The organism is Ewingella sp. S1.OA.A_B6 (assembly GCF_049889095.1).
Taxonomy (GTDB): Bacteria; Pseudomonadota; Gammaproteobacteria; order Enterobacterales; family Enterobacteriaceae; genus Ewingella.
Genome location: NZ_JBLJFK010000001.1, coordinates 1,687,945 through 1,709,982, shown reverse-complemented (window position 1 = coordinate 1,709,982; position 22,038 = coordinate 1,687,945). Strand labels below are relative to the sequence as shown.

The 22,038-nt window shown below is 48.4% G+C and carries 17 protein-coding genes; 13 read left to right on the top strand and 4 right to left on the bottom strand.

What is annotated here, in order from left to right; translation table 11 throughout:
* The first annotated feature begins 55 nt into the window (after window positions 1–55).
* Complete coding sequence (locus ACMV8I_RS08030; RefSeq protein WP_498864632.1) at window positions 56–1,201, top strand: MFS transporter; 1,146 nt, start codon at window positions 56–58, stop codon at window positions 1,199–1,201.
* Between the two features lie 100 nt (window positions 1,202–1,301).
* Here the strand turns inward: ACMV8I_RS08030 and pflA are convergent, their stop codons facing one another.
* From pflA to ycaO, 4 genes are all read right to left on the bottom strand, one after another.
* Entirely contained in the window at window positions 1,302–2,042 is a 741-nt protein-coding gene (gene pflA, locus ACMV8I_RS08025; RefSeq protein WP_498864631.1) for a pyruvate formate lyase 1-activating protein, read from the bottom strand.
* Window positions 2,043–2,345: 303 nt separating this feature from the next.
* Entirely contained in the window at window positions 2,346–4,628 is a 2,283-nt protein-coding gene (pflB, locus tag ACMV8I_RS08020) for a formate C-acetyltransferase (RefSeq protein WP_498864630.1), read from the bottom strand.
* Between the two features lie 75 nt (window positions 4,629–4,703).
* Window positions 4,704–5,561 (bottom strand): formate transporter FocA, encoded by an 858-nt coding sequence (gene focA, locus ACMV8I_RS08015; protein WP_498864629.1) that lies wholly within the window; start codon window positions 5,559–5,561, stop codon window positions 4,704–4,706.
* A gap of 285 nt (window positions 5,562–5,846) precedes the next feature.
* Window positions 5,847–7,610, bottom strand: a complete 1,764-nt coding sequence (gene ycaO / locus ACMV8I_RS08010) for a 30S ribosomal protein S12 methylthiotransferase accessory factor YcaO (protein WP_498864628.1) — start codon at window positions 7,608–7,610, stop codon at window positions 5,847–5,849.
* A 190-nt stretch (window positions 7,611–7,800) separates the two neighbouring features.
* Here ycaO and serC point away from each other — a divergent pair, with 190 nt between their 5' ends.
* The 12 genes from serC (at window position 7,801) to kdsB (ending at window position 21,943) form a co-directional block, all read left to right on the top strand.
* Window positions 7,801–8,886 carry a 3-phosphoserine/phosphohydroxythreonine transaminase gene (gene serC / locus ACMV8I_RS08005; protein WP_498864627.1) on the top strand — a complete coding sequence of 362 codons (1,086 nt, stop codon included), beginning with the start codon at window positions 7,801–7,803 and terminating at the stop codon, window positions 8,884–8,886.
* Window positions 8,887–8,978: 92 nt separating this feature from the next.
* Entirely contained in the window at window positions 8,979–10,262 is a 1,284-nt protein-coding gene (aroA, locus tag ACMV8I_RS08000) for a 3-phosphoshikimate 1-carboxyvinyltransferase (protein ID WP_498864626.1), read from the top strand.
* A gap of 197 nt (window positions 10,263–10,459) precedes the next feature.
* Entirely contained in the window at window positions 10,460–11,158 is a 699-nt protein-coding gene (gene cmk / locus ACMV8I_RS07995; protein ID WP_498864625.1) for a (d)CMP kinase, read from the top strand.
* A 158-nt stretch (window positions 11,159–11,316) separates the two neighbouring features.
* On the top strand, window positions 11,317–12,990 hold the full coding sequence (rpsA, locus tag ACMV8I_RS07990; protein ID WP_498864624.1) for a 30S ribosomal protein S1: 1,674 nt from the start codon (window positions 11,317–11,319) through the stop codon (window positions 12,988–12,990).
* 63 nt (window positions 12,991–13,053) lie between these two features.
* Entirely contained in the window at window positions 13,054–13,338 is a 285-nt protein-coding gene (gene ihfB / locus ACMV8I_RS07985; protein WP_034789191.1) for an integration host factor subunit beta, read from the top strand.
* Window positions 13,339–13,593: 255 nt separating this feature from the next.
* Entirely contained in the window at window positions 13,594–15,858 is a 2,265-nt protein-coding gene (locus ACMV8I_RS07980) for a ComEC family protein (protein WP_498864623.1), read from the top strand.
* Between the two features lie 38 nt (window positions 15,859–15,896).
* Entirely contained in the window at window positions 15,897–17,645 is a 1,749-nt protein-coding gene (gene msbA / locus ACMV8I_RS07975) for a lipid A ABC transporter ATP-binding protein/permease MsbA (protein WP_498864622.1), read from the top strand.
* Window positions 17,642–18,625 (top strand): tetraacyldisaccharide 4'-kinase, encoded by a 984-nt coding sequence (lpxK, locus tag ACMV8I_RS07970; protein WP_498864621.1) that lies wholly within the window; start codon window positions 17,642–17,644, stop codon window positions 18,623–18,625. Before msbA ends, lpxK begins: the two co-directional genes overlap by 4 nt.
* Window positions 18,626–19,098: 473 nt before the next feature.
* Entirely contained in the window at window positions 19,099–19,311 is a 213-nt protein-coding gene (locus ACMV8I_RS07965) for a cold-shock protein (protein ID WP_188471378.1), read from the top strand.
* A gap of 97 nt (window positions 19,312–19,408) precedes the next feature.
* Window positions 19,409–20,647 carry a winged helix-turn-helix domain-containing protein gene (locus ACMV8I_RS07960; protein WP_498864620.1) on the top strand — a complete coding sequence of 413 codons (1,239 nt, stop codon included), beginning with the start codon at window positions 19,409–19,411 and terminating at the stop codon, window positions 20,645–20,647.
* Between the two features lie 367 nt (window positions 20,648–21,014).
* Window positions 21,015–21,197 (top strand): Trm112 family protein, encoded by a 183-nt coding sequence (locus ACMV8I_RS07955; RefSeq protein WP_188471083.1) that lies wholly within the window; start codon window positions 21,015–21,017, stop codon window positions 21,195–21,197.
* A complete protein-coding gene (kdsB, locus tag ACMV8I_RS07950; RefSeq protein WP_498864619.1) occupies window positions 21,194–21,943 on the top strand; it encodes a 3-deoxy-manno-octulosonate cytidylyltransferase in 750 nt (249 codons plus the stop codon). Before ACMV8I_RS07955 ends, kdsB begins: the two co-directional genes overlap by 4 nt.
* Window positions 21,944–22,038 lie beyond the last annotated feature (95 nt).

The following is a 22,038-nucleotide window of genomic DNA, read 5'->3' as shown; positions in this document are numbered from 1 at the left end:
TTCGCCGGTGGCATGATGCGCCCAATTTCTTCGCATCTTTGGTCGCCAACTTCCTATGTCCGCCTATTCTCGCCCGGTAGTTTTATTACTATGTGGGCTACTTTTGTTGACGGTTTCTATTGCCGTTCTCAACACATTAGTCCCTCTCTGGCTGAGTCACGAAATGCTGCCAACCTGGCAGGTTGGTCTGGTCAGTTCTTCATACTATTCCGGAAATCTGGTGGGTACGCTGATTGCCGGTGCGCTGATAAAACGAATCGGCTTTAACCGCAGCTATCATCTCTCCTGCATTGTTTTTGCTACCGCCACCGCGGGTCTGGCGTTGTCTATGACATTCTGGAGCTGGATTGGCTGGCGTTTTGTTGCGGGCGTGGGATGCGCGTTAATTTGGGTGGTGGTCGAGAGTGCGTTACTGCGCAGCGGCACGGTTAAAAATCGGGGGCAGCTCATGGCGGCCTACATGATCATTTACTATATCGGAACGGTTTTTGGTCAACTGATGCTCGGTATGGTCTCAACCGAGTTGCTCAATGTGCTGCCGTGGGTGACCTCATTGATCGTAATTGCCATGCTGCCGTTGCTTTTGACCCATATTACCAACCAGGATAGCGAGCAGCCACACATGACAGTATGGTTGATGCTGAAACGTCGCAGCGCCCGTCTGGGCATCAACGGTTGTGTGATATCTGGCATTATCCTGGGTTCACTGTATGGTTTGATGCCACTTTTCCTGAACCATCAGGGTATGAGTGATGCCAACGTGGGCTACTGGATGGCATTACTCGTCAGTTCTGGGATCATCGGCCAATGGCCGGTCGGACGTCTTGCGGACCGTTATGGCCGGCTGATCGTGCTGCGTGTGCAGGTCTTTGTGGTGATTATTGGCAGCATCGCCATGCTCAGTGGTTATGCTATGGCACCCACGCTGTTTATTCTGGGTTGTGCGGGTTTCACCCTCTATCCGGTTGCGATGTCCTGGGCCTGTGAAAAAGTCAACCCTGACGAGCTGGTGGCGATGAATCAGGCACTGTTGATGAGTTACACCATTGGCAGTCTGGCGGGCCCGACCATGACGGCTATGCTGATGCAAAGTTATTCCGACCGTCTGCTGTTTGTGATGATTGCCGTGGTAGCGCTGGCCTACCTGGTGGTTCTGCTGCGTAAGGCCGACAAACATCAAAATCCGGTGGCAGCTGCCTGATCGTACTTTAGAGAAAAATGTCCTGACTATTTGCTAAACAACGCCCGACAATCATCGTTGTCCGGGCGTTTTTTATTGTGAAATGTTTTATCGGGACTCATTAATAAATGACTTTATGCCCGTAACCTTCAAGAATACCTTTCACGCGATCCATAATCTCTTTGGTGGGCGGTTTTACACCATCCAGACCGTACTCTTCACCCATTGCCGTCCATTTATGCTTGCCCAGTTCGTGATAAGGCAGCAGTTCGATTTTTTCGATGTTAGTCATATCTTTGGTAAACTCACCCAGCAGATGCGTTGATTTGTCATCATCAGACCAGCCAGGCACTACGACATAGCGGATCCAGGTGCGCTTATTCCGTTTTGCCAGATATCGGGCAAAGTCCAGGGTACGATGATTCGATACGCCGACCAGATTCTGATGGATATCGTCGTTCATCTGTTTCAAATCAAGCATCACCAGATCGGTGACATCAAGTAATTCATCAATGACCGGATCGTAGCGGCGCACAAAACCGTTGGTATCGAGGCAGGTGTTAATCCCTTCTTTCTGACAGGCGCGGAACCAGTCACGCACAAATTCAGCTTGCAAGATGGCTTCGCCACCCGATGCAGTAACGCCGCCGCCAGAGGCATTCATAAAGTGGCGATAAGTCACCACTTCTTTCATTAAATCGTCGACATTGATCTCTTTACCACCGTGCGTATCCCAGGTATCGCGATTATGACAATACATGCAACGCATCAGGCAGCCCTGGAAGAAAACAATAAAACGTATACCCGGGCCATCTACCGTGCCACAGGACTCATAAGAGTGGATACGACCTTGAACTGACATTACGGGTTTTTCTCCAATATTGACCAATAAGTTGCAGTCTAAAATGCGCTGATGCTGGCCTGGCAGAGATAAACTGAACGTGACCCCTTAATCGCTTTTGGGTATCCGTTGGTGATTACCTGCTAATAATAACAGACAAACAGTACGGTTGATTCTAACAGCTTTGCGGAACTGCTGTGCCAGAGATCCACCAGCGGGAGACGCCTGGCAAAACAGAGTATCTGATAGCCCCGCGTAGATGAAATAAAGGCTCCACAGGTGTGGAGCCTTAGTTCTATGCCTGTTTACTGCGGGCTTAGGTACTTACAGCGTTTTGGTGAAAGTACGTGTTACTACGTCTTGCTGTTGCTCTTTAGTCAGCGAGTTGAAACGCACTGCGTAACCAGAAACACGGATGGTCAGTTGTGGGTATTTTTCCGGGTTTTCCATTGCTTCTAACAGCATTTCACGGTTCATCACGTTGACGTTAAGGTGCTGGCCGCCTTCGATATCCGCTTCGTGATGGAAGTAACCATCCATCAGACCCGCAAGGTTAGCTTTACGAATGTCATCATCTTTACCCAGTGCGTTTGGCACGATGGAGAAAGTGTAAGAGATACCGTCTTTCGCATAAGCAAATGGAAGTTTTGCAACGGAAGTCAGAGAGGCAACGGCGCCTTTCTGGTCACGACCGTGCATTGGGTTAGCGCCTGGGCCAAATGGTGCGCCAGCACGACGGCCGTCTGGGGTGTTACCCGTTTTCTTACCGTAAACCACGTTAGACGTGATGGTAAGAACAGACTGAGTTGCCACAGCGCCACGGTAGGTTCGCAGTTTCTGAATTTTCTTCATGAAACGTTCTACCAGGTCACAGGCAATGTCATCTACGCGTGAATCATTGTTACCGAATTGCGGGTATTCACCTTCGATTTTAAAGTCAACCGCCAGGCCGTCTTCGTCACGAATGGTGCTCACTTTCGCATATTTGATAGCAGACAGGGAGTCAGCTGCAACAGACAGACCTGCGATACCGCACGCCATAGTGCGATAAACATCACGGTCATGCAGCGCCATCAACGCAGCTTCATAGCTGTATTTATCGTGCATATAGTGAATGACGTTCAGTGCAGTGACGTACTGTTTAGCCAGCCAGTCCATGAAGTGATCCATGCGTTCCATAACTTTGTCATAGTCCAGCACGGTATCCATCATTGGCGCTTCTTTTGGGCCAATCTGGATTTTCATTTTTTCGTCAACGCCGCCGTTGATTGCATACAACATGGTTTTCGCCAGGTTGGCACGCGCGCCGAAGAACTGCATTTGTTTACCAACAATCATCGGGCTCACGCAGCAAGCAATTGCGTAGTCATCATTGTTGAAGTCAGGACGCATCAGGTCATCGTTTTCATACTGAACAGATGAGGTATCGATAGACACTTTGGCTGCGTATTTTTTGAAGTTCAATGGCAGTTTTTCTGACCACAGAATGGTCATGTTCGGCTCTGGTGAAGGCCCCATGGTGTACAGGGTATTCAGGAAGCGGAAGCTGTTTTTGGTAACCAAAGTACGGCCATCAACGCCCATACCTGCCAGAGATTCAGTTGCCCAGATTGGGTCACCGGAGAACAGCTCATCATACTCAGGAGTACGCAGGAAACGGACCATACGCAGTTTCATAACCAAGTGGTCAATCAGTTCCTGAGCCGCTTCTTCAGTCAGTTTGCCAGCTTTGATATCACGTTCGATGAATGCATCAAGGAAGGTAGATACACGTCCGAATGACATTGCAGCGCCGTTCTGAGATTTCACCGCAGCCAGGTAGCCAAAGTAAGTCCACTGAACAGCTTCCTGTGCGGTATTAGCGGGTGCAGAAATGTCGCAGCCGTATTTAGCCGCCATTTCCTTCATCTGGCCGAGGGCACGGTATTGTTCTGAGATCTCTTCGCGTAACTGGATGGTCATTTCCAGGTTTACGCCATTTTCCATATCATCTTGCAGTGACAGGAATTGCTTATATTTGTCAGCCATCAGGAAATCAATACCGTACAGCGCGATGCGACGGTAGTCACCGATGATACGGCCACGACCATAAGCATCTGGCAGACCGGTCAGAACACCGGATTTACGGCAGTTCAGGATGTCTTTGGTATATACATCGAATACGCCCTGATTATGGGTTTTACGGTATTCGGTGAAGATTTTTTTCAGCGCTGGGTCCAGTTCACGGCCATAAACCTTACATGAACCTTCAACCATCTTGATGCCGCCGAACGGGATCAGGGCGCGTTTCAATGGTGCATCAGTTTGCAGGCCCACGATAGTTTCGAGGGACTTGTTGATGTAGCCCGCATCATGAGAGGTGATGGTTGCAGCAACGTCGGTATCAAAATCAACTGGAGCATGAGTGCTGTTTTCCAGTTTGATGCCTTCCATTACTTTATCCCACAGCGTAGAAGTCGCTTTGGTCGCACCGGCCAGGAAGGACTCGTCACCTTCATACGGGGTGTAGTTCTTCTGGATGAAGTCACGAACATTAACTTCAGTCTGCCAGTCGCCAGCACTAAAACCTTGCCATGCGTTGGTCAATTTTTCATTGAGCTTGGACATTATGCACCTACCTTCTAATTTGGCTTTCTTTAAAAATCGGTTTGTAAACCTGTCGTAACAAGCATTCCACAGTACTTAGTGATGCTGCTCATCGCGGAGATATATTACCCAGTACGTTAACCCTACCATCAGACCGCCACCAATGATGTTCCCGATAGTGACGGGGATCAGGTTGTCGATGATAAAATTACTGATATTCAGTTCTGCGAATTGTGCTGGTGTGGTCCCAACGGCATGCCAGAACTCAGGAGATGCAAAGTTCTTGATGACAATACCCAGTGGAATCATAAACATGTTGGCAATGCTGTGCTCAAATCCGCTGGCAACAAACATGGCGACGGGGAGGATCATGGCAAACATTTTGTCCATCAGACTGCGGCCAGAGTAACTCATCCATACTGCCAGACAGACCATCAGATTAGCCAGAATGCCCAGACACACAGCTTCAACAAAAGTGTGATGCATTTTGTGGTCTGCGGTTTGTAAGACATTCAACCCCCACAGCCCATTATCGACCATATGTTCGCCAGAAAACCAAATCAGTGCGACAAAAAACAGTGCGCCAATTAAGTTACCTATGTAGACGTTGATCCAGTTACAGGCTAATTGACCCCAGCTTATCCGGCCACTGGCCTTGGCAATAACGATGAGTACAGTCGAGGTGAAAAGGTCAGCACCACAAACGACGACCAACATTAAGCCGAGTGAGAAGCTAATGCCCCCAACCATTTTTGCAAGGCCAAAGGGAACGGCGGCAGTACCGGTGGTTGACGTGATATAGAAAACAAACGCAATGGAAATAAATACGCCAGCAGTGATCGCTAAATAAAAGGTTTTCAGCGGTTGTTTCGTGGCTTTATAAACACCTGCATCTTCGGCAACTTTCGCTGTAGCTGCGGGTAACAATAAATTGAATGGGTTGTCAGCTTTCACTGTAACTCTCTCTTTAAGGGGTATCTACTGCACAACGAGATACTAGCAAAGCAGTATAATGTAAAAATTGATATGGATCATAAGGGACGGGTTTAGGAGGGGATTGCCTTCATACCAAAGGAGTAGTTAATTGGTTATATCATTGAAATATATGGTATAAAAATATTTTAAATATTGCAATTAAAGTTGAATGAATTGATGGAATACATAAGATTTATGTTAATAAAAAACCGGTAGCCGCGGAGCTACCGGTTTAATCATTCAACGTGGGTCAAGAGCCTTAAGTCAGACTTTTGACCAATGGCGACGTTTAGCGACTTGTAGCTTCTCATAAGCCGCCAGCAATCCCTGATGAGCCGGCAGGGCACGAAGGTCGGTCTCTACAGCAAACAGACTGTGGAAACGTTCTTCGCCGCTTATCGCTGCTGAAGCACGGTCTACTGCATCCTGACCGTACATTTTGACGAAAGCGCCATAGTACTGAGACGGGATACGATCCTCTTCCAGAGCGAGTTGCAGTAGGGTCTGCAGGCAACGGTAATAGTTATTGCGCTCGTCGCTGTAGACGGAAGAGTTAAACTCATGTGCCCACTCAGCCCAGATCAGTGCCTGATCCATATCACCACCAGCCAAAGCCAGCATGGATTTCAGCTCACCTACGCGCAGCGTATACCAGCCATTGTCTTTCCCGCTGGCGATACCGAGTAACTCGCGCACGCGGGTAAAGTCATCCAGACCCTCGTCATCGAGTTGGGTGATCATTTCCAGATAGGCTTCCTTCGGCAAATCGCTGCCCGGCAATGCCAGCAATTGCTCACGCAGATGAGCCCCCATGGTGTTATTGGCTAGCAGCAAATCTTCCGCAGGATAAATATCAGACATACCCGGAACGATAATGCGGCAAGCATAAACATCCAGATGCTCATAGTCAGCGATGTAAACTTCGGCGTCTTCTTGATCAAAAATAGCCATCAGCGTGGCAAACTCTTGTTCCGTGGTACCGCTGAAGCTCCAGTCGGCAAACGGATAGTCAGCATCCTGTTTGAACATATCCCAGGAGATTAAACCGCTGGAATCGATGAAGTGAGTTTCCAGATTTGCATGTTCTGCGACTTCTTCATCATCAAAGGTTGGCGCGGTGAAAACGTCCAGATCTTTCAGACTGCGACCCTGCAACAGTTCGGTTACGGTGCGCTCCAGCGCTACGCCGAAATCAGGGTGCGCGCCGAAGGACGCAAAACAGGTGCCATTGGCTGGATTGAACAACACCACGCAGATGACCGGGTAGTTACCGCCGAGTGAAGCGTCATAAGAGAGGATAGGGAAGCCCTCATCCTCCAGTTTAGCAATGGCTTCAACCACGCCAGGATAACGAGCCAGCACATCGGCTGGGATTTCTGGCAGGCTGATAGATTCAGCAATGATACGGTTTTTCACGTAGCGCTCGAACACTTCGGAAAGTCCCTGAACGCGAGCCTCGTTGGCAGTATTCCCAGCTGACATGCCGTTAGATACGTATAAGTTACCGATGATGTTCATCGGAATATAAACAGTTTGCAGATCCGACTGACGGGTAAAAGGCAGTGCACAGATCCCACGGTCTGGATTGCCAGATTGCAGGTCGATGAGATCACTGCCGGTTAGCTCTTTATCGGTATCATAAAAATCGTGCAGACGCTCATCCAGAATACCTGCTGGCAGAGTGTTGTTAGCCGGAATTGGAAACCATTTTTCGTTCGGGTAATGCACAAAATCGCCATTAGCAATCTCTTTGCCCAGATAGAAGTCGGCGAAGAAATAGTTGGTCGATAGACGCTCAAAATACTCACCCAGCGCAGAAGCCAACGCCGCTTTTTTGCTGGCACCTTTGCCATTGGTAAAGCACAACGGGCAGTCGCGATCGCGGATATGCACAGACCAGACGTTAGGGATCGGATTCAGCCAGGAAGCTTCCTCAATGTTGAAACCGAGGTCAGTCAGTTTTTGTTGGAAACGGGAAATTGAATCTTCCAGCGCCGCGTCTTTGCCGGTAATGAAGGTTTGGATCATTGAGTTCACTTTTGAGCGTTCTAAAAACGCGCAATCATACGGGATTTTAGGCTACAGGCAACCGATAACGCAGTGACCACAATGTGATCTTGCTCCCGTTACGAATAACCGTTGCACACTGCTTGTCTCGAATGATAAAACCGGTAAATTGGTTATCTCTATAGTTGTCTCAACGGAGTGGTGAGGGGAAATGACTCAGGTTTATAATTTTAGTGCAGGTCCGGCAATGATCCCGGCAGAAGTGTTACGTCGTGCGGAACAAGAACTGTGTAACTGGCATGGTCTGGGTACTTCTGTAATGGAAATCAGCCACCGCAGTAAGGAGTTTATTCAAGTTGCAGAAGAGTCCGAGCGTGATATTCGCGACCTGATGAATATCCCTCCCAACTATAAAGTCTTATTCTGTCACGGTGGCGCGCGGGCGCAATTTGCTGCAGTGCCTATGAATTTACTCGGCGACAAAACCACTGCGGATTATATCGATGGTGGCTATTGGGCACATAGTGCAGTCAACGAAGCCCAAAAATATTGCACCCCGAATGTTATCGATGTGACCACCACCGTTGATGGCAAGCGCGGCATCTTGCCGATGAGCCAGTGGGCGCTGAATGCTGATGCCGCCTATGTGCATTACTGCCCAAATGAAACCATTGATGGCGTAGCCATCAATGAAGAACCCAATTTTGGCGATAAGATTGTCATCGCCGACTATTCGTCTTCTATTTTATCTCGCCCTGTAGATGTCAGTCGCTTCGGTGTGATTTATGCTGGCGCACAGAAAAATATCGGCCCTGCGGGCCTGACGCTGGTTATCGTACGGGAAGATTTACTGGGCAAAGCGCAGAAAGCACTGCCTTCGATTCTTGATTACACGGTGTTGGCTGAAAACGACTCAATGTTCAATACACCGCCTACCTTCGCCTGGTACTTGTCAGGAATGGTATTTAAATGGTTGAAAGAACAGGGCGGGTTAAAAGAAATGGAAAAGCGTAATCAGGCGAAGGCAGAGCTGCTGTATGGCGCCATTGATAACAGCGATTTTTACCGCAACGACGTGACTCCGGCTAACCGTTCGTGGATGAACGTGCCTTTCCAGATGGCCGATTCATCCCTGGATAAACTTTTCGTGCAACAATCTTTTGATGTAGGTCTGCATGCGCTTAAAGGTCACCGTGTGGTCGGCGGAATGCGTGCGTCGATTTACAATGCAATGCCAATCGAAGGCGTTAAAGCACTGACTGATTTTATGGCTGACTTCGAAAAACGCCACGGTTAATGTGTGCCGAAATGGCTGGCTAAGCATGATTTAAAAATGACCGCGGACGGAAATTTGGGGTCATATTATGAATAAAAGGAAATGGAGAAAGCGTGGAATCCCTGACATTACAACCCGTTGCACTGGTTAACGGCACTATCAATTTGCCTGGCTCAAAAAGTGTTTCCAATCGGGCACTTTTACTGGCTGCTTTTGCACAGGGGACGACTCGCCTGAATAACCTGTTGGACAGCGATGACGTCAGCCATATGTTAAATGCCCTTACTCAACTGGGCGTCACCTATCGTCTGTCTGCTGACCGCACGCACTGTGATATCGATGGCCTTGCTGGCGCTTTTAAGCCATCAAAGTTCCTGGAGCTTTTTCTGGGTAATGCTGGCACCGCTATGCGACCCTTGGCCGCGGCTCTTTGTCTCGGTTCGCATGACGTCGTGCTGACCGGTGAACCGCGCATGAAAGAGCGCCCGATAGGACATCTGGTCGATGCGCTGCGTCAGGGTGGGGCGGATGTTGAATATATCGAGCAGGAAAATTATCCGCCCGTACGTTTGCGTGGAGGATTTAAAGGAGGCGAAGTGACAGTTGATGGCAGCGTCTCCAGCCAGTTCCTGACTGCACTCCTTATGATGGCGCCTCTTGCCAACCATGACACTACGATTCAGATAAAGGGCGATCTGGTTTCCAAACCTTATATCGACATTACCCTTAATCTGATGAAGACCTTCGGTATTGAAGTGGATAATTATCAATACCAGCAATTTCGTATCACCGGTAAGCAACAGTATTTTTCACCGGGCGTCTACCTGGTTGAAGGTGATGCTTCATCCGCCTCCTACTTTCTGGCCGCAGCCGCGATTAAAGGTGGCACGGTGCGCGTCACCGGTATTGGCAAAAACAGCATGCAAGGCGATATTCATTTTGCCGATGTGTTGGAAAAAATGGGTGCGAAAATCAGCTGGGCTGAGGATTATATTGAATGTACGCGTGGTGAACTGACCGGCATTGATATGGACATGAACCACATTCCCGACGCTGCAATGACCATCGCCACTGCCGCACTGTTTGCCAAAGGGCCAACAACGCTACGCAATATTTACAATTGGCGTGTCAAAGAGACTGACCGGCTGGCAGCGATGGCCACGGAATTGCGTAAAGTGGGGGCGACGGTTGAAGAGGGTGAGGATTATATTCGCGTTGAACCACCGGAATCACTGACCTTTGCCGAAATTGGTACGTATAACGATCATCGAATGGCGATGTGCTTCTCGCTGGTGGCGCTGTCGGATACATCCGTAACGATCCTTGACCCTAAATGTACCGCGAAAACATTCCCCGATTATTTTGACAGGCTCGCGGCTATAAGTACGCTGGCATAGTCTATAACTAAGACGGGTATCGAAAGGTGCCCGTTTTTTCTGTACTTCATATCATGCCTTTTTTATCGGTGTAGTCTGCTTTTTCGTCAACTGGGCAGCGTGGGGTAACAGTTGTAATAAAGGCAGCGTATAGTAGCGCTCCTGAATTAGCCTTATCGGGTTAATGATGAGGGTTTACCCCACCAAAGGAGACATAAATGATGACTTTAGCCCCGGTGATAACCGTTGATGGGCCAAGTGGTGCAGGTAAAGGCACACTATGCAAAGCACTGGCCGAAGCCTTTGAATGGCGTTTGCTGGACTCCGGTGCCATTTACCGCGTTTTAGCGCTGGCTGCTTTACATCATCAGGTTGAAATTGTCTCTGAAGAGGCTTTGGTACCACTTGCCGCACACCTTGATGTTCGTTTTGTTGCTCAGGATGGGCAATTAAAAGTGATTTTAGAAGGTGAGGATGTGAGTAATGAAATCCGCACTGAAACGGTCGGCAATACGGCTTCGCAGGCCGCTGCTTTCCCCCGCGTGCGTGAAGCTTTGCTTCGTCGCCAGAGGGCATTTCGTGAAGCGCCTGGGTTGATTGCTGATGGGCGAGATATGGGCACCGTCGTATTTCCAGACGCACCGGTAAAGATATTTTTGGATGCCAGCTCGGAAGAGCGTGCAAACAGAAGAATGCTACAGTTGCAGGAAAAAGGCTTTAGTGTTAACTTTGAACGTCTTTTAGCCGAGATAAAGGAACGGGATGACCGTGACCGTAATCGTGCTATAGCGCCTTTGGTTGCCGCTTCTGATGCGTTATTACTGGATTCAACCAGTATGTCGATTGACGAAGTTATCCAACGTGCGCTGGCTTATGCCACTGAAATTCTAGGATTGCCGCAAAAACAAACCCGGTGATCGAGCTATATAGTTGGTGCTGAATAATGATTCAGTGCCAGTTTTAGCTATAGTTTTTTTTAACCTCGCCGCAAGGGTCTGTAGCGGGGCATTTGAAACAACCCCATCCAGCAGGATGCCAGATGGACGTTAAACTTAAGAACCTAAAGATTATCAACATGACAGAATCTTTTGCTGAACTCTTTGAAGAATCCTTAAAAACAATCGAAACCCGTCCGGGTTCCATCGTTCGTGGCGTTGTTGTGTCTATCGACAAAGATATCGTACTGGTTGACGCCGGTCTGAAATCTGAGTCTGCAATTCCGGTAGAGCAATTCAAAAACGCACAGGGCGAACTGGAAATCCAGGTTGGCGACGAAGTTGATGTTGCGCTGGACGCTGTGGAAGACGGCTTCGGTGAAACTCTGCTGTCCCGTGAAAAAGCTAAACGTCATGAAGCTTGGATCACGCTGGAAAAAGCTTACGAAGAAGCTGCAACTGTTACCGGTATTATCAACGGTAAAGTTAAGGGCGGTTTCACTGTTGAGCTGAACGGCATTCGGGCGTTCCTGCCAGGTTCACTGGTAGACGTTCGTCCTGTTCGCGACACGCTGCATCTTGAAGGCAAAGATCTTGAGTTCAAAGTCATCAAACTGGACCAGAAACGCAACAACGTTGTTGTTTCCCGTCGTGCAGTCATTGAGTCTGAGAACAGCGCAGAGCGCGATCAGCTGCTGGAAAACCTGCAAGAAGGCATGGAAGTTAAAGGTATCGTTAAGAACCTCACTGACTACGGTGCATTCGTTGATCTGGGCGGCGTTGACGGCCTGTTGCACATCACTGACATGGCCTGGAAACGCGTTAAGCATCCAAGCGAAATCGTGAACGTTGGCGACGAAATCACTGTTAAAGTTCTGAAATTTGACCGTGAACGTACCCGTGTATCCCTCGGCTTGAAACAGCTGGGCGAAGATCCTTGGGTTGCTATCGCTAAACGTTATCCAGAAGGTACTAAACTGACTGGTCGCGTTACTAACCTGACTGATTACGGCTGCTTCGTAGAAATTGAAGAAGGCGTTGAAGGTCTGGTTCACGTTTCTGAAATGGATTGGACTAACAAAAACATCCACCCATCTAAAGTTGTTAACGTTGGCGATGTTGTTGAAGTTATGGTTCTGGATATCGACGAAGAACGTCGTCGTATCTCCCTGGGCCTGAAACAATGCAAATCTAACCCATGGCAGCTGTTTGCAGAAACCCACAACAAAAACGACCGTGTTGAAGGTAAAATCAAGTCAATCACTGACTTCGGTATCTTCATTGGTCTTGACGGCGGCATCGACGGCCTCGTTCACCTGTCCGACATCTCCTGGAACGTTGCAGGCGAAGAAGCAGTTCGTGAATACAAGAAGGGCGACGAAATCGCAGCTGTGGTTCTGCAAGTTGACGCAGAGCGCGAACGCATCTCCTTGGGCGTGAAGCAACTGGCTGAAGATCCGTTCAATAACTACCTGTCTATGAACAAGAAAGGTACTATTGTTACTGGTAAAGTCACAGCAGTTGATGCCAAAGGTGCTACAGTTGAATTGGCAGGCGGCGTAGAAGGTTACCTGCGTGCTTCTGAAGCTTCTCGCGACCGTATTGAAGACGCAACCCTGGTTCTGAACGTTGGTGATGATGTTGAAGCTAAATTCACCGGTGTTGATCGTAAGAACCGCGTAGTAAGCCTGTCCGTTCGTGCTAAGGATGAGTCAGATGAGAAAGAAGCAATCGCTGTTGTGAATAACAAACCAGACGAAAGCAACTTCTCTAGCGCTATGGCTGAAGCGTTCAAAGCGGCAAAAGGCGAGTAATGACATGGGGCGGTTTTCAAACCGCCCTTAAACGGTAGTTTAGCTGCAAAGCTTGGAGGTAATATGACCAAGTCTGAACTTATTGAAAGACTTGCTGGCCAGCACTCTCATGTCCCGGCGAAAGCCATTGAGGATGCAGTGAAAGAGATGCTTGAGCATATGGCTGCAACTTTGGCTGATGGTGAACGCATTGAAATCCGTGGGTTCGGCAGTTTTTCTCTTCACTACCGTGCTCCGCGTGTTGGGCGTAACCCAAAAACTGGTGACAAAGTAGAGTTGGACGGTAAATACGTCCCACATTTCAAACCAGGTAAAGAGTTGCGCGATCGCGCGAATATTTATGGCTAAGACTTCGGTCTGACATAAATTCTGCCTATAGCGAACCTAAAGCGGTACCTTTTAAAGGTGCCGTTTTTTTTGCTTAAAAATCATCCACGTTCGTTTTCTGCGCGACGCCTCGCATCGTTCATTTCCTTCCCTTGTTCCGATATAACCCTCAAATCATACTCGCCGGCAGAAACATCGCGTTAGAAACGCTGCTGATAACCGCACTCCCATTTTTAGATTAAGTATTCAGGCAAGGATGTCATTATTAAAATCTCATTGGATGAGGTGGCGTTGGCTGTCATCTTAGGAATGCTCCCGTTACTTATATTGCCGTCTTTATCCTCACTTTCATGGTGTCTGTTAATCGCCATTCTGACGTGGGGAATATGGCTAATTCGCCACAGATTTGCCCGTCTTAGCGCAATACTGCTGCTGAGCTTCGTCTGGGCGGTAAGTCAGGGACAATATCTGTTATTGCAGACAGACATACTGAGTCGGGGAAAAGTTGAGATAATTGCCAGCGTCCAGTCAATAAATTTGGGACGCCTGGATAAACATCAGGTCGTCATGCGTATTAGTGAAGCAGCGGGAAAGCGAGTCTTCCCGCCCATTTTATTTAGGACTCAGTGGGAGAATACAGCGGCAAATTACTGCGCCGGACAGACGTGGAGAGTTATAGCTAATTTAAGGCCCGTCCATGCCGTTCTCAACGAAGGAGGATTTGACTCACAGCGCTGGGCTCTGGCGAACCATTGGCCGCTGCAGGGCAGAATAGAGCAAGGGACAGTGCTTCTGGACAGCTGCAATCTCCGTCAGCGCTTTATTACTGCCATCGGCAATGATCTGCTGGGATTCAGTAACCGGGCGATACTTATCGCATTAGGTTTTGGTGAAAAAGGTCTTATTAGCCAGCAAGATAATGCCCTGTTGCAAAAAACAGGTATTGCACATCTTGTTGCAATATCAGGGCTGCACATCGGTATCGCTGCTTGGGTAGGGTGGTTATTCGCAAGGGGATTACAATATTTCTTACCGCTGAGATTTATTGATTACCGTTTTCCACTGATTGTCAGTGAAGTCGTGCTGCTTATGTATACCTGGCTCGCGGGGTGTAATGCACCGGCTTTACGCGCCGCTCTGGCTCTTTCGTTATGGCTGGCGCTACGCTTCTACCGGGTCAGGTGTCATCCCTGGCAGGTGTGGCTTTGGGGGATCGCATTTCTATTGCTGATGGACCCAATGAGTATTCTTTCTGACAGTTTCTGGCTCTCTTGCTTAGCCGTGGCTGCGCTAATTTTCTGGTTTCAGTGGGCTCCATTGTCTCCCAGATTCAGCCGCCATTGGTATTGGGCTCCTCTGCGGTGGGCGCATCTACAGTGGGGGATGACGTTGTTGCTCCTGCCGATGCAGATAGGTTTGTTTCATGGCCTCAACTACTCCTCTTTCATGTCAAATATGTGGGCAGTGCCGATTGTTTCCCTTTTCACCGTACCGCTGGTTTTGCTTGGTTTAATCACTAATGGAATATTTCCGACAGGAATTAAGCAGATCATTTGGTCGGTAGCCGATCACAGTCTTTCAATTGCGCTCTGGGGAGTACGGAAATTTGTGGATGACTGGTTTTTCTTGGGAGCATCTACTTTTTCTTTAGCATTCGCCGGCTGGGTGGGTGTGATGGCATGGCGTTTGGGTTGGTTACTGACATACCCAGGTAATTTGCTGGCGATGGTGGCAGTGATAACAGTGTGGTTGAACGCGAAAGCGCCCGAGCGCTGGAGGGTTGATATGATTGATGTTGGTCACGGTTTGGCGACATTAATCAGTAAGAATGGCAAAGGGATTTTATACGATACCGGTAATCGCTGGGAGAAAGGCTCAGCAGCAGAGATGAATATTCTACCGTTCATCAGATGGCACAATATCGCGGTGGAGCAGATTATTATCAGCCACAGTCATGAAGACCATCGGGGAGGATTAGAGAGTGTGAAGCGGGCTTTTCCGTTTGCTGTCGTGCGCGAAAGCTCGGTCAGTGCTCCGTTATCTTGCCTAAAAGGAGTAGGGTGGAAGTGGCAGGGTCTGACTTTTAAGGTGTTTTGGCCGGAAAAACTGACCGACAGGCCGATGAATGATGACAGCTGTGTGATCCGCATTGATGACGGAAAGTTTAGTGTATTGCTCACGGGTGATATCGAAGCAGCTGCTGAACGTAAGCTGGTTTCGCAATATCATCATGAATTAAATGCAACGGTGATGCAGGTGCCTCATCACGGTAGCAACACATCATCGACAGCGCCTTTCCTGCGCGCAGTGAGCCCGAAATTATCTATAGCGTCTGCCTCGCGGTTCAATCAATGGCATCTGCCCGCGAAAAAAGTGGTCAACCGATATGACCGGGCCGGGCTGGCCTGGCGTGATACAGCGCATTCGGGGCAGCTGACTGTTCATTTTTACGACGACCACTGGTCTATTAGTGGCTTACGCGAACAATTATTTCCTCGTTGGTACCACCGGCGGTTTGGTGTATCCGGCGATAATGAGTAGAATGGTCCGCTGTTTCTATCGCTGCTGGTTAATAATGCATGATGAATGATAAAGATCTCTCCACCTGGCAGACATTCCGTCGCCTGTGGCCGATGATCACTCCTTTTCGCGCCGGGCTTATCGCTGCGGCTGTTGCGCTGGTTGCTAACGCCGCCAGTGATACGTTTATGTTATCTCTGCTGAAGCCGCTTCTTGATGAAGGCTTTGGTAAAGCGGATCGCTCAATTTTACTGTGGATGCCACTGGCCGTGATCGGCCTGATGATCGTTCGTGGCATTAGCGGCTACATTTCAAGTTACTGCATCTCATGGGTTTCCGGCAAAGTGGTGATGCAAATGCGCCGCCGTCTGTTTGGACACATGATGGGCATGCCTGTGGCCTTCTTTGACCAACAGTCCACGGGGACTTTGTTGTCACGTATAACCTATGATTCTGAGCAGGTAGCGTCTTCTTCATCGAGCGCTCTTGTTACAGTGGTACGCGAAGGTGCTTCAATCATCGGCCTGTTTATCCTGATGTTTTACTACAGCTGGCAGTTGTCGATTATCTTGGTCATTATTGCACCTATTGTATCTATCGTTATTCGTGTCGTATCAAAGCGCTTTCGTGATATCAGTAAAAACATGCAAAATACCATGGGCCATGTGACCACCAGCGCAGAACAGATGCTGAAAGGACATAAGGAAGTGTTGATCTTTGGCGGGCAAAAAGTTGAAACGGCTCGCTTTGATTCTGTCAGCAACAATATGCGCCGACAGGGCATGCGTCTGGTGTCGGCATCATCGATTTCAGATCCGATCATTCAGCTGATTGCCTCTTTGGCACTGGCATTCGTGCTTTATGCGGCCAGTTTTCCCTCCGTCATGGAGACATTGAGCGCGGGTACTATCACGGTAGTCTTTTCTTCCATGATTGCCCTGATGCGTCCTCTGAAGTCACTGACCAACGTTAATGCCCAGTTCCAGCGCGGTATGGCAGCCTGTCAAACACTGTTTTCTATTCTTGATATGGAACAGGAAAAAGATGACGGTAAGCGTGTAGTTGAGCGTGCAAAGGGTGAGGTTGAGTTCAAAAATGTCACCTTCACCTATCCAGGTCGAGATACGCCCGCATTGCGTGACATCTCTTTCCATATCCCAGTCGGACGCACAGTGGCATTAGTAGGCCGTTCGGGGTCAGGTAAGTCTACAATTGCGAATTTGCTCACTCGTTTTTACGACATCCAGGAAGGCGAAATTCTGCTGGATGGCCATGAGCTCCGCGAATATACATTATCTTCTCTGCGTAATCAGGTGGCCTTAGTCTCGCAAAATGTTCACCTCTTTAATGACACCGTTGCCAACAATATTGCCTATGCGCGTACTGATGTATTCACGCGTGCTGACATTGAGAAAGCGGCGACCATGGCTTATGCGATGGACTTCATTAACAAGATGGACAATGGTCTTGATACCGTCATTGGTGAAAATGGCGTACTACTTTCTGGCGGACAACGCCAGCGTATCGCCATTGCACGCGCTCTTTTACGTGACTCACCTGTACTTATTCTTGACGAAGCCACGTCAGCCCTTGATACGGAATCCGAGCGTGCCATTCAGGCTGCACTGGATGAACTACAGAAAAACCGTACCGCATTGGTGATTGCACACCGGCTTTCGACAATTGAAAAGGCTGATGAAATCCTGGTGATTGAGGACGGGAAAGTGGTTGAGCGCGGTAATCATGAAGATTTACTGGCTCAGCATGGCGCGTATGCACAACTCCACCGGATGCAATTTGGTCAATGATAGAACGCATCTGGTCAGGTAAATCAGCGCTTTATCTGTTGCTGCTGCCTTTTTCATGGTTGTACGGACTGTTCGCTACGCTGCTTCGTTACAGCTATAAGCAAGGGTGGAAAAAAAGCTGGCGTGCGCCTTTGCCGGTGGTTGTGGTCGGTAATTTAACCGCTGGCGGCAGCGGTAAAACCCCCATCGTTATTTGGTTAGTTGAAACGTTAAAACAGCGTGGTTTGCGTGCTGGCGTTGTATCGCGGGGCTACGGGGGAAAGGCCGCAAAATATCCGCTGGTGTTGGATGCAACAACGACTACGGCTGAGGCCGGTGACGAACCGGTACTGATATTTCAGCGCACGGGGGCGCCGGTGGCCGTTTCGCCGGTTCGCTCAGACGCGGTCAAAGCTCTGCTCGCCAAACACCAGCTTGATGTGATCGTCACGGATGACGGTCTACAACATTATGCATTGCAACGTGATATTGAAGTGGTTGTGATCGACGGTGTGCGGCGTTTTGGGAATGGTTGGTGGCTACCTGCGGGACCCATGCGTGAACGGGCTGCGCGCCTGCGCACGGTTGATGCGGTGATCACCAATGGTGGCACGCCAATGGCCAATGAAATAGGTATGATCCTCGACGCAGGGCCGGCGGTTAATGTGCTCAATGGTGCGCGATGCGATGTCACTAGTCTGCGGAACGTTGTCGCTATGGCTGGAATAGGGCACCCTCCACGTTTTTTTGCGACATTGAAAAATTTGGGAGTGAATCTCCATGCTGAAATAGCTTTTGCAGATCATCAGGATTATCAATCTGATCAGTTAAAATCGTTGGCCGTTTCGGGTCAAACGTTACTGATGACAGAAAAAGATGCGGTGAAGTGCCGTTCATTTGCCGAAGAAAATTGGTGGTACCTGCCGGTTAATGCAACAATTTCACCTATAGATACCGATGCGCTTATCGGTAAGATAGAGCGCGTTATTGCGCCTAAGTAAGCCGTCACCAAGAGTGGTGATCTTGGCTTAATGCTTGTTGGCAGATTTAGCCTAGGTTATGTGATTTTTCAATCATATGATTTAAAAGAACAATTAAGCATTAATACGTTGTTGGGTATTTATTTTTTATAACATGCTTGCTATTCACTTTTACTTATGAGTAAATGCTTTCCGGCCTGTGATACAGAGCTATTTATGTATGAGTTCAGAGTTAAGTAGTTCCTCCCAAAACGTTATCTAATGATTCCGCTTCAAAGACGAACCCTCTAAGTCCCTCCCATAAGTATTCGATCTTGTCGATTGGCCCCGATTGCCTTATGGCAGATCTTTTTAATATTTTAATTAAAAAGAAAACTATTTTCACAATCGCTCATTAGAGGTTTTTATAAAAAAATAACTTTAGTATGGGCAAGCGCATCCGAACAATAATAAAAAGCGTGTTCATGGATGCCCAAATAAAGGATTTAAAAATTATGATGTTAAAAATGGGTTTAGTTAAGTGGTACAACCAGGCTAAAGGTTATGGTTTTATCTGCCCTCTCGATGGCTCGTCTGAAATTTATGTTCAACGTGCTTCCATTGCCAATACGGGCAATAAATCTTTGAATGCAGGCCAGCGAGTAGAGTTCACAACCTACCGCAGCGTAGTTCACGGCCAAGCCGCGGCTGACGTGATTGCCTTCTAAGTCTGATTCTTCCTCAGATTTCAGCGCGTAAAATTTACGCTCTGGTAAAAATATGCTATCGGTATCTATAAGATGATTTCCATTAACGGATACCGATATGTCTCACCCAGTAATCCCTCTTTCTGCCGCTCGCACATTACATCTTGCCGCACAACAGCTACAGCATCCCCTTAAGCGTAAACCTGTCCGTGATGATGTCATCTCAGTTATAAACAATATGGCCTTACTGCAAATTGATACCATCAGTGTCGTGGCACGCAGCCCTTATTTGGTATTGTTTAGCCGTCTCGGCCATTATCCGGTTGAATGGTTGGAACAAGCATTAGCCGCGGGTAAACTCTTTGAATATTGGGCGCATGAAGCCTGCTTTATTCCTATCGATGATTATCGATTATTACGCCACCGCATGCTTTTTCCTGAGAATATGGGTTGGAAATATTCTCAGGAGTGGTTTGATACCCATCAAGACGACATTGCGCTTCTGTTGAATCACATTGCGGATAACGGCCCGGTACGTTCGGCTGATTTCAGTGCAGAAAAACGTTCTGCCAGTGGTTGGTGGGACTGGAAGCCGCACAAGAAACATCTCGAAACGCTATTTACTGCCGGAAAATTGATGGTGGTAGAGAGGCGTAATTTCCATCGCGTTTATGATCTTGCCGAAAGGGTATTGCCTGGCTGGGATGATGCTACGCAGACATTATCCAGGGTCGATGCGGAAATTCAGATGCTGCGTCGTTCGGCTCAAAGCCTCGGTTTCTTTAAGGCCGAATGGTTAGCCGATTATTACCGCCTAAAGCGCGTAAAAACCGCCGCAGTGATTGAAGATTTATTGCAACGCGGTGAAATCACGACGGTGAATGTCGAGGGGATCGACGGTGAGTGCTATGTGCATCAAGGGCAGTATCATTTATTAGAACAGGCGCTGAAAGGGCGTATTAACTCAACGGTGACGACGCTACTTTCACCTTTCGATCCGGTGGTCTGGGACCGTAAGCGTGTACTGGCGCTGTTTAATTTTGATTACCGGTTGGAGTGTTACACCCCTGAAGCAAAACGTAAGTTTGGTTATTTCACGTTGCCCATTTTACAACGCGGTGAATTGATCGGCCGTGTCGATGCCAAAATTCATCGTAAACAAAAAGTTTTTGAGGTCAAAGCACTGCATCTGGAGGTTGGGGTAAAATTCAGTGCCCGACGGGTTAAAGATTTAACCGATGCATTTAGCCGCTTTGCGCTATGGCATGGGGCTGAGGAAATCACGACAGGTAGACTCCCTGATGCGCTGCACAGCTGTTGGGGTAAGGGCTGGTCCTTAATTCAAAACGTGAAATGATGTAAAATAAAACGGCCACAATCAGTGGCCGTTCTTTCACGATGAATGCAGGTTAATCCAATATTAGTGACTGAAGTTCGCGAACATTGAGATAATTTTGTTGATCAGTTTCATTTTTTCGCTCTTAATATGATTTGTTTTTGTGATGTACGTCACAGAAAAATTCTACGCCGCCGTAGCCTTCTTTGCAATGCCTCTCTAATCAGCATCTCAACATTCTTTTCTTAACACTTTCGCAACCATGATCTGCCGCTTCCCGATTAACGACCTGTTACGGCTTATGGTATTCTCAGCAACCTAAAGGTTTATCTCAAAAAGCATTGCTGCATTGGGCTGCTTGCCATGTGGTCAATCTCGGGGAGGAAGTATGGATCATCGTTTGCTCGAAATAGTCGCCTGTCCTGTATGTACCGGTAAGCTTTATTTCAATAAAGAATCGCAAGAGTTGGTGTGTAAAGTGGATGGACTGGCTTATCCCGTTCGCGATGGTATTCCGGTGTTATTAGAAACGGAAGCCCGCGCGCTTTCTGCTGACGAGACGCATCCATGAGTTTTACTGTGATCATACCTGCGCGATATGCATCCAGTCGCTTGCCTGGCAAGCCCTTGGCGGATATCAACGGCAAACCCATGGTTATTCATGTGATGGAACGTGCTAAAGAATCGGGCGCTGAGCGTGTGATTGTGGCGACGGATCACCCTGATGTTTTCAAGCAGGTCGAAGCGGCAGGCGGCGAAGTTTGCATGACTCGAGCCGATCACCAGTCAGGTACAGAGCGTCTGGCCGAAGTGATTGAGCGCTACGGCTTCAGTGATGACCAAATCATTGTCAATGTACAGGGCGATGAGCCGATGGTGCCACCGGTTATTATCCGGCAGGTTGCAGATAATCTGGCTGACTGCAAAGCTGGCATGGCAACACTTGCCGTACCGATTGAAACGGCTGAAGAGGCCTTCAATCCTAATGCGGTAAAAGTAGTGATGGATGTTAACGGTTATGCACTTTACTTCTCCCGTGCAGCTATTCCATGGGAACGCGAACGTTTTGCTAAATCAAAAGAGACAGTCGGGAATAATTTCCTGCGTCACATTGGCATTTATGCTTATCGTGCCGGTTTTGTCAGGCGATATGTCAAGTGGGCTCCGAGCCAGTTAGAGCAGATTGAACTGTTGGAGCAGCTGCGCGTTCTTTGGTACGGTGAAAAAATTCACGTTGCGGTGGCTAAAGAGACCCCTTCTGTTGGTGTTGACACACCAGAAGATTTACAGCGGGTACGCGAGTTCTTCGGTCACTAAGTTTTTGGCCTGATCCCTTCATTTCAGTAATCTGCACTGATACGGAATGTCATAGTGGCATTCCGTCATTGTCTCTTCAAAATACACCGTGCCAC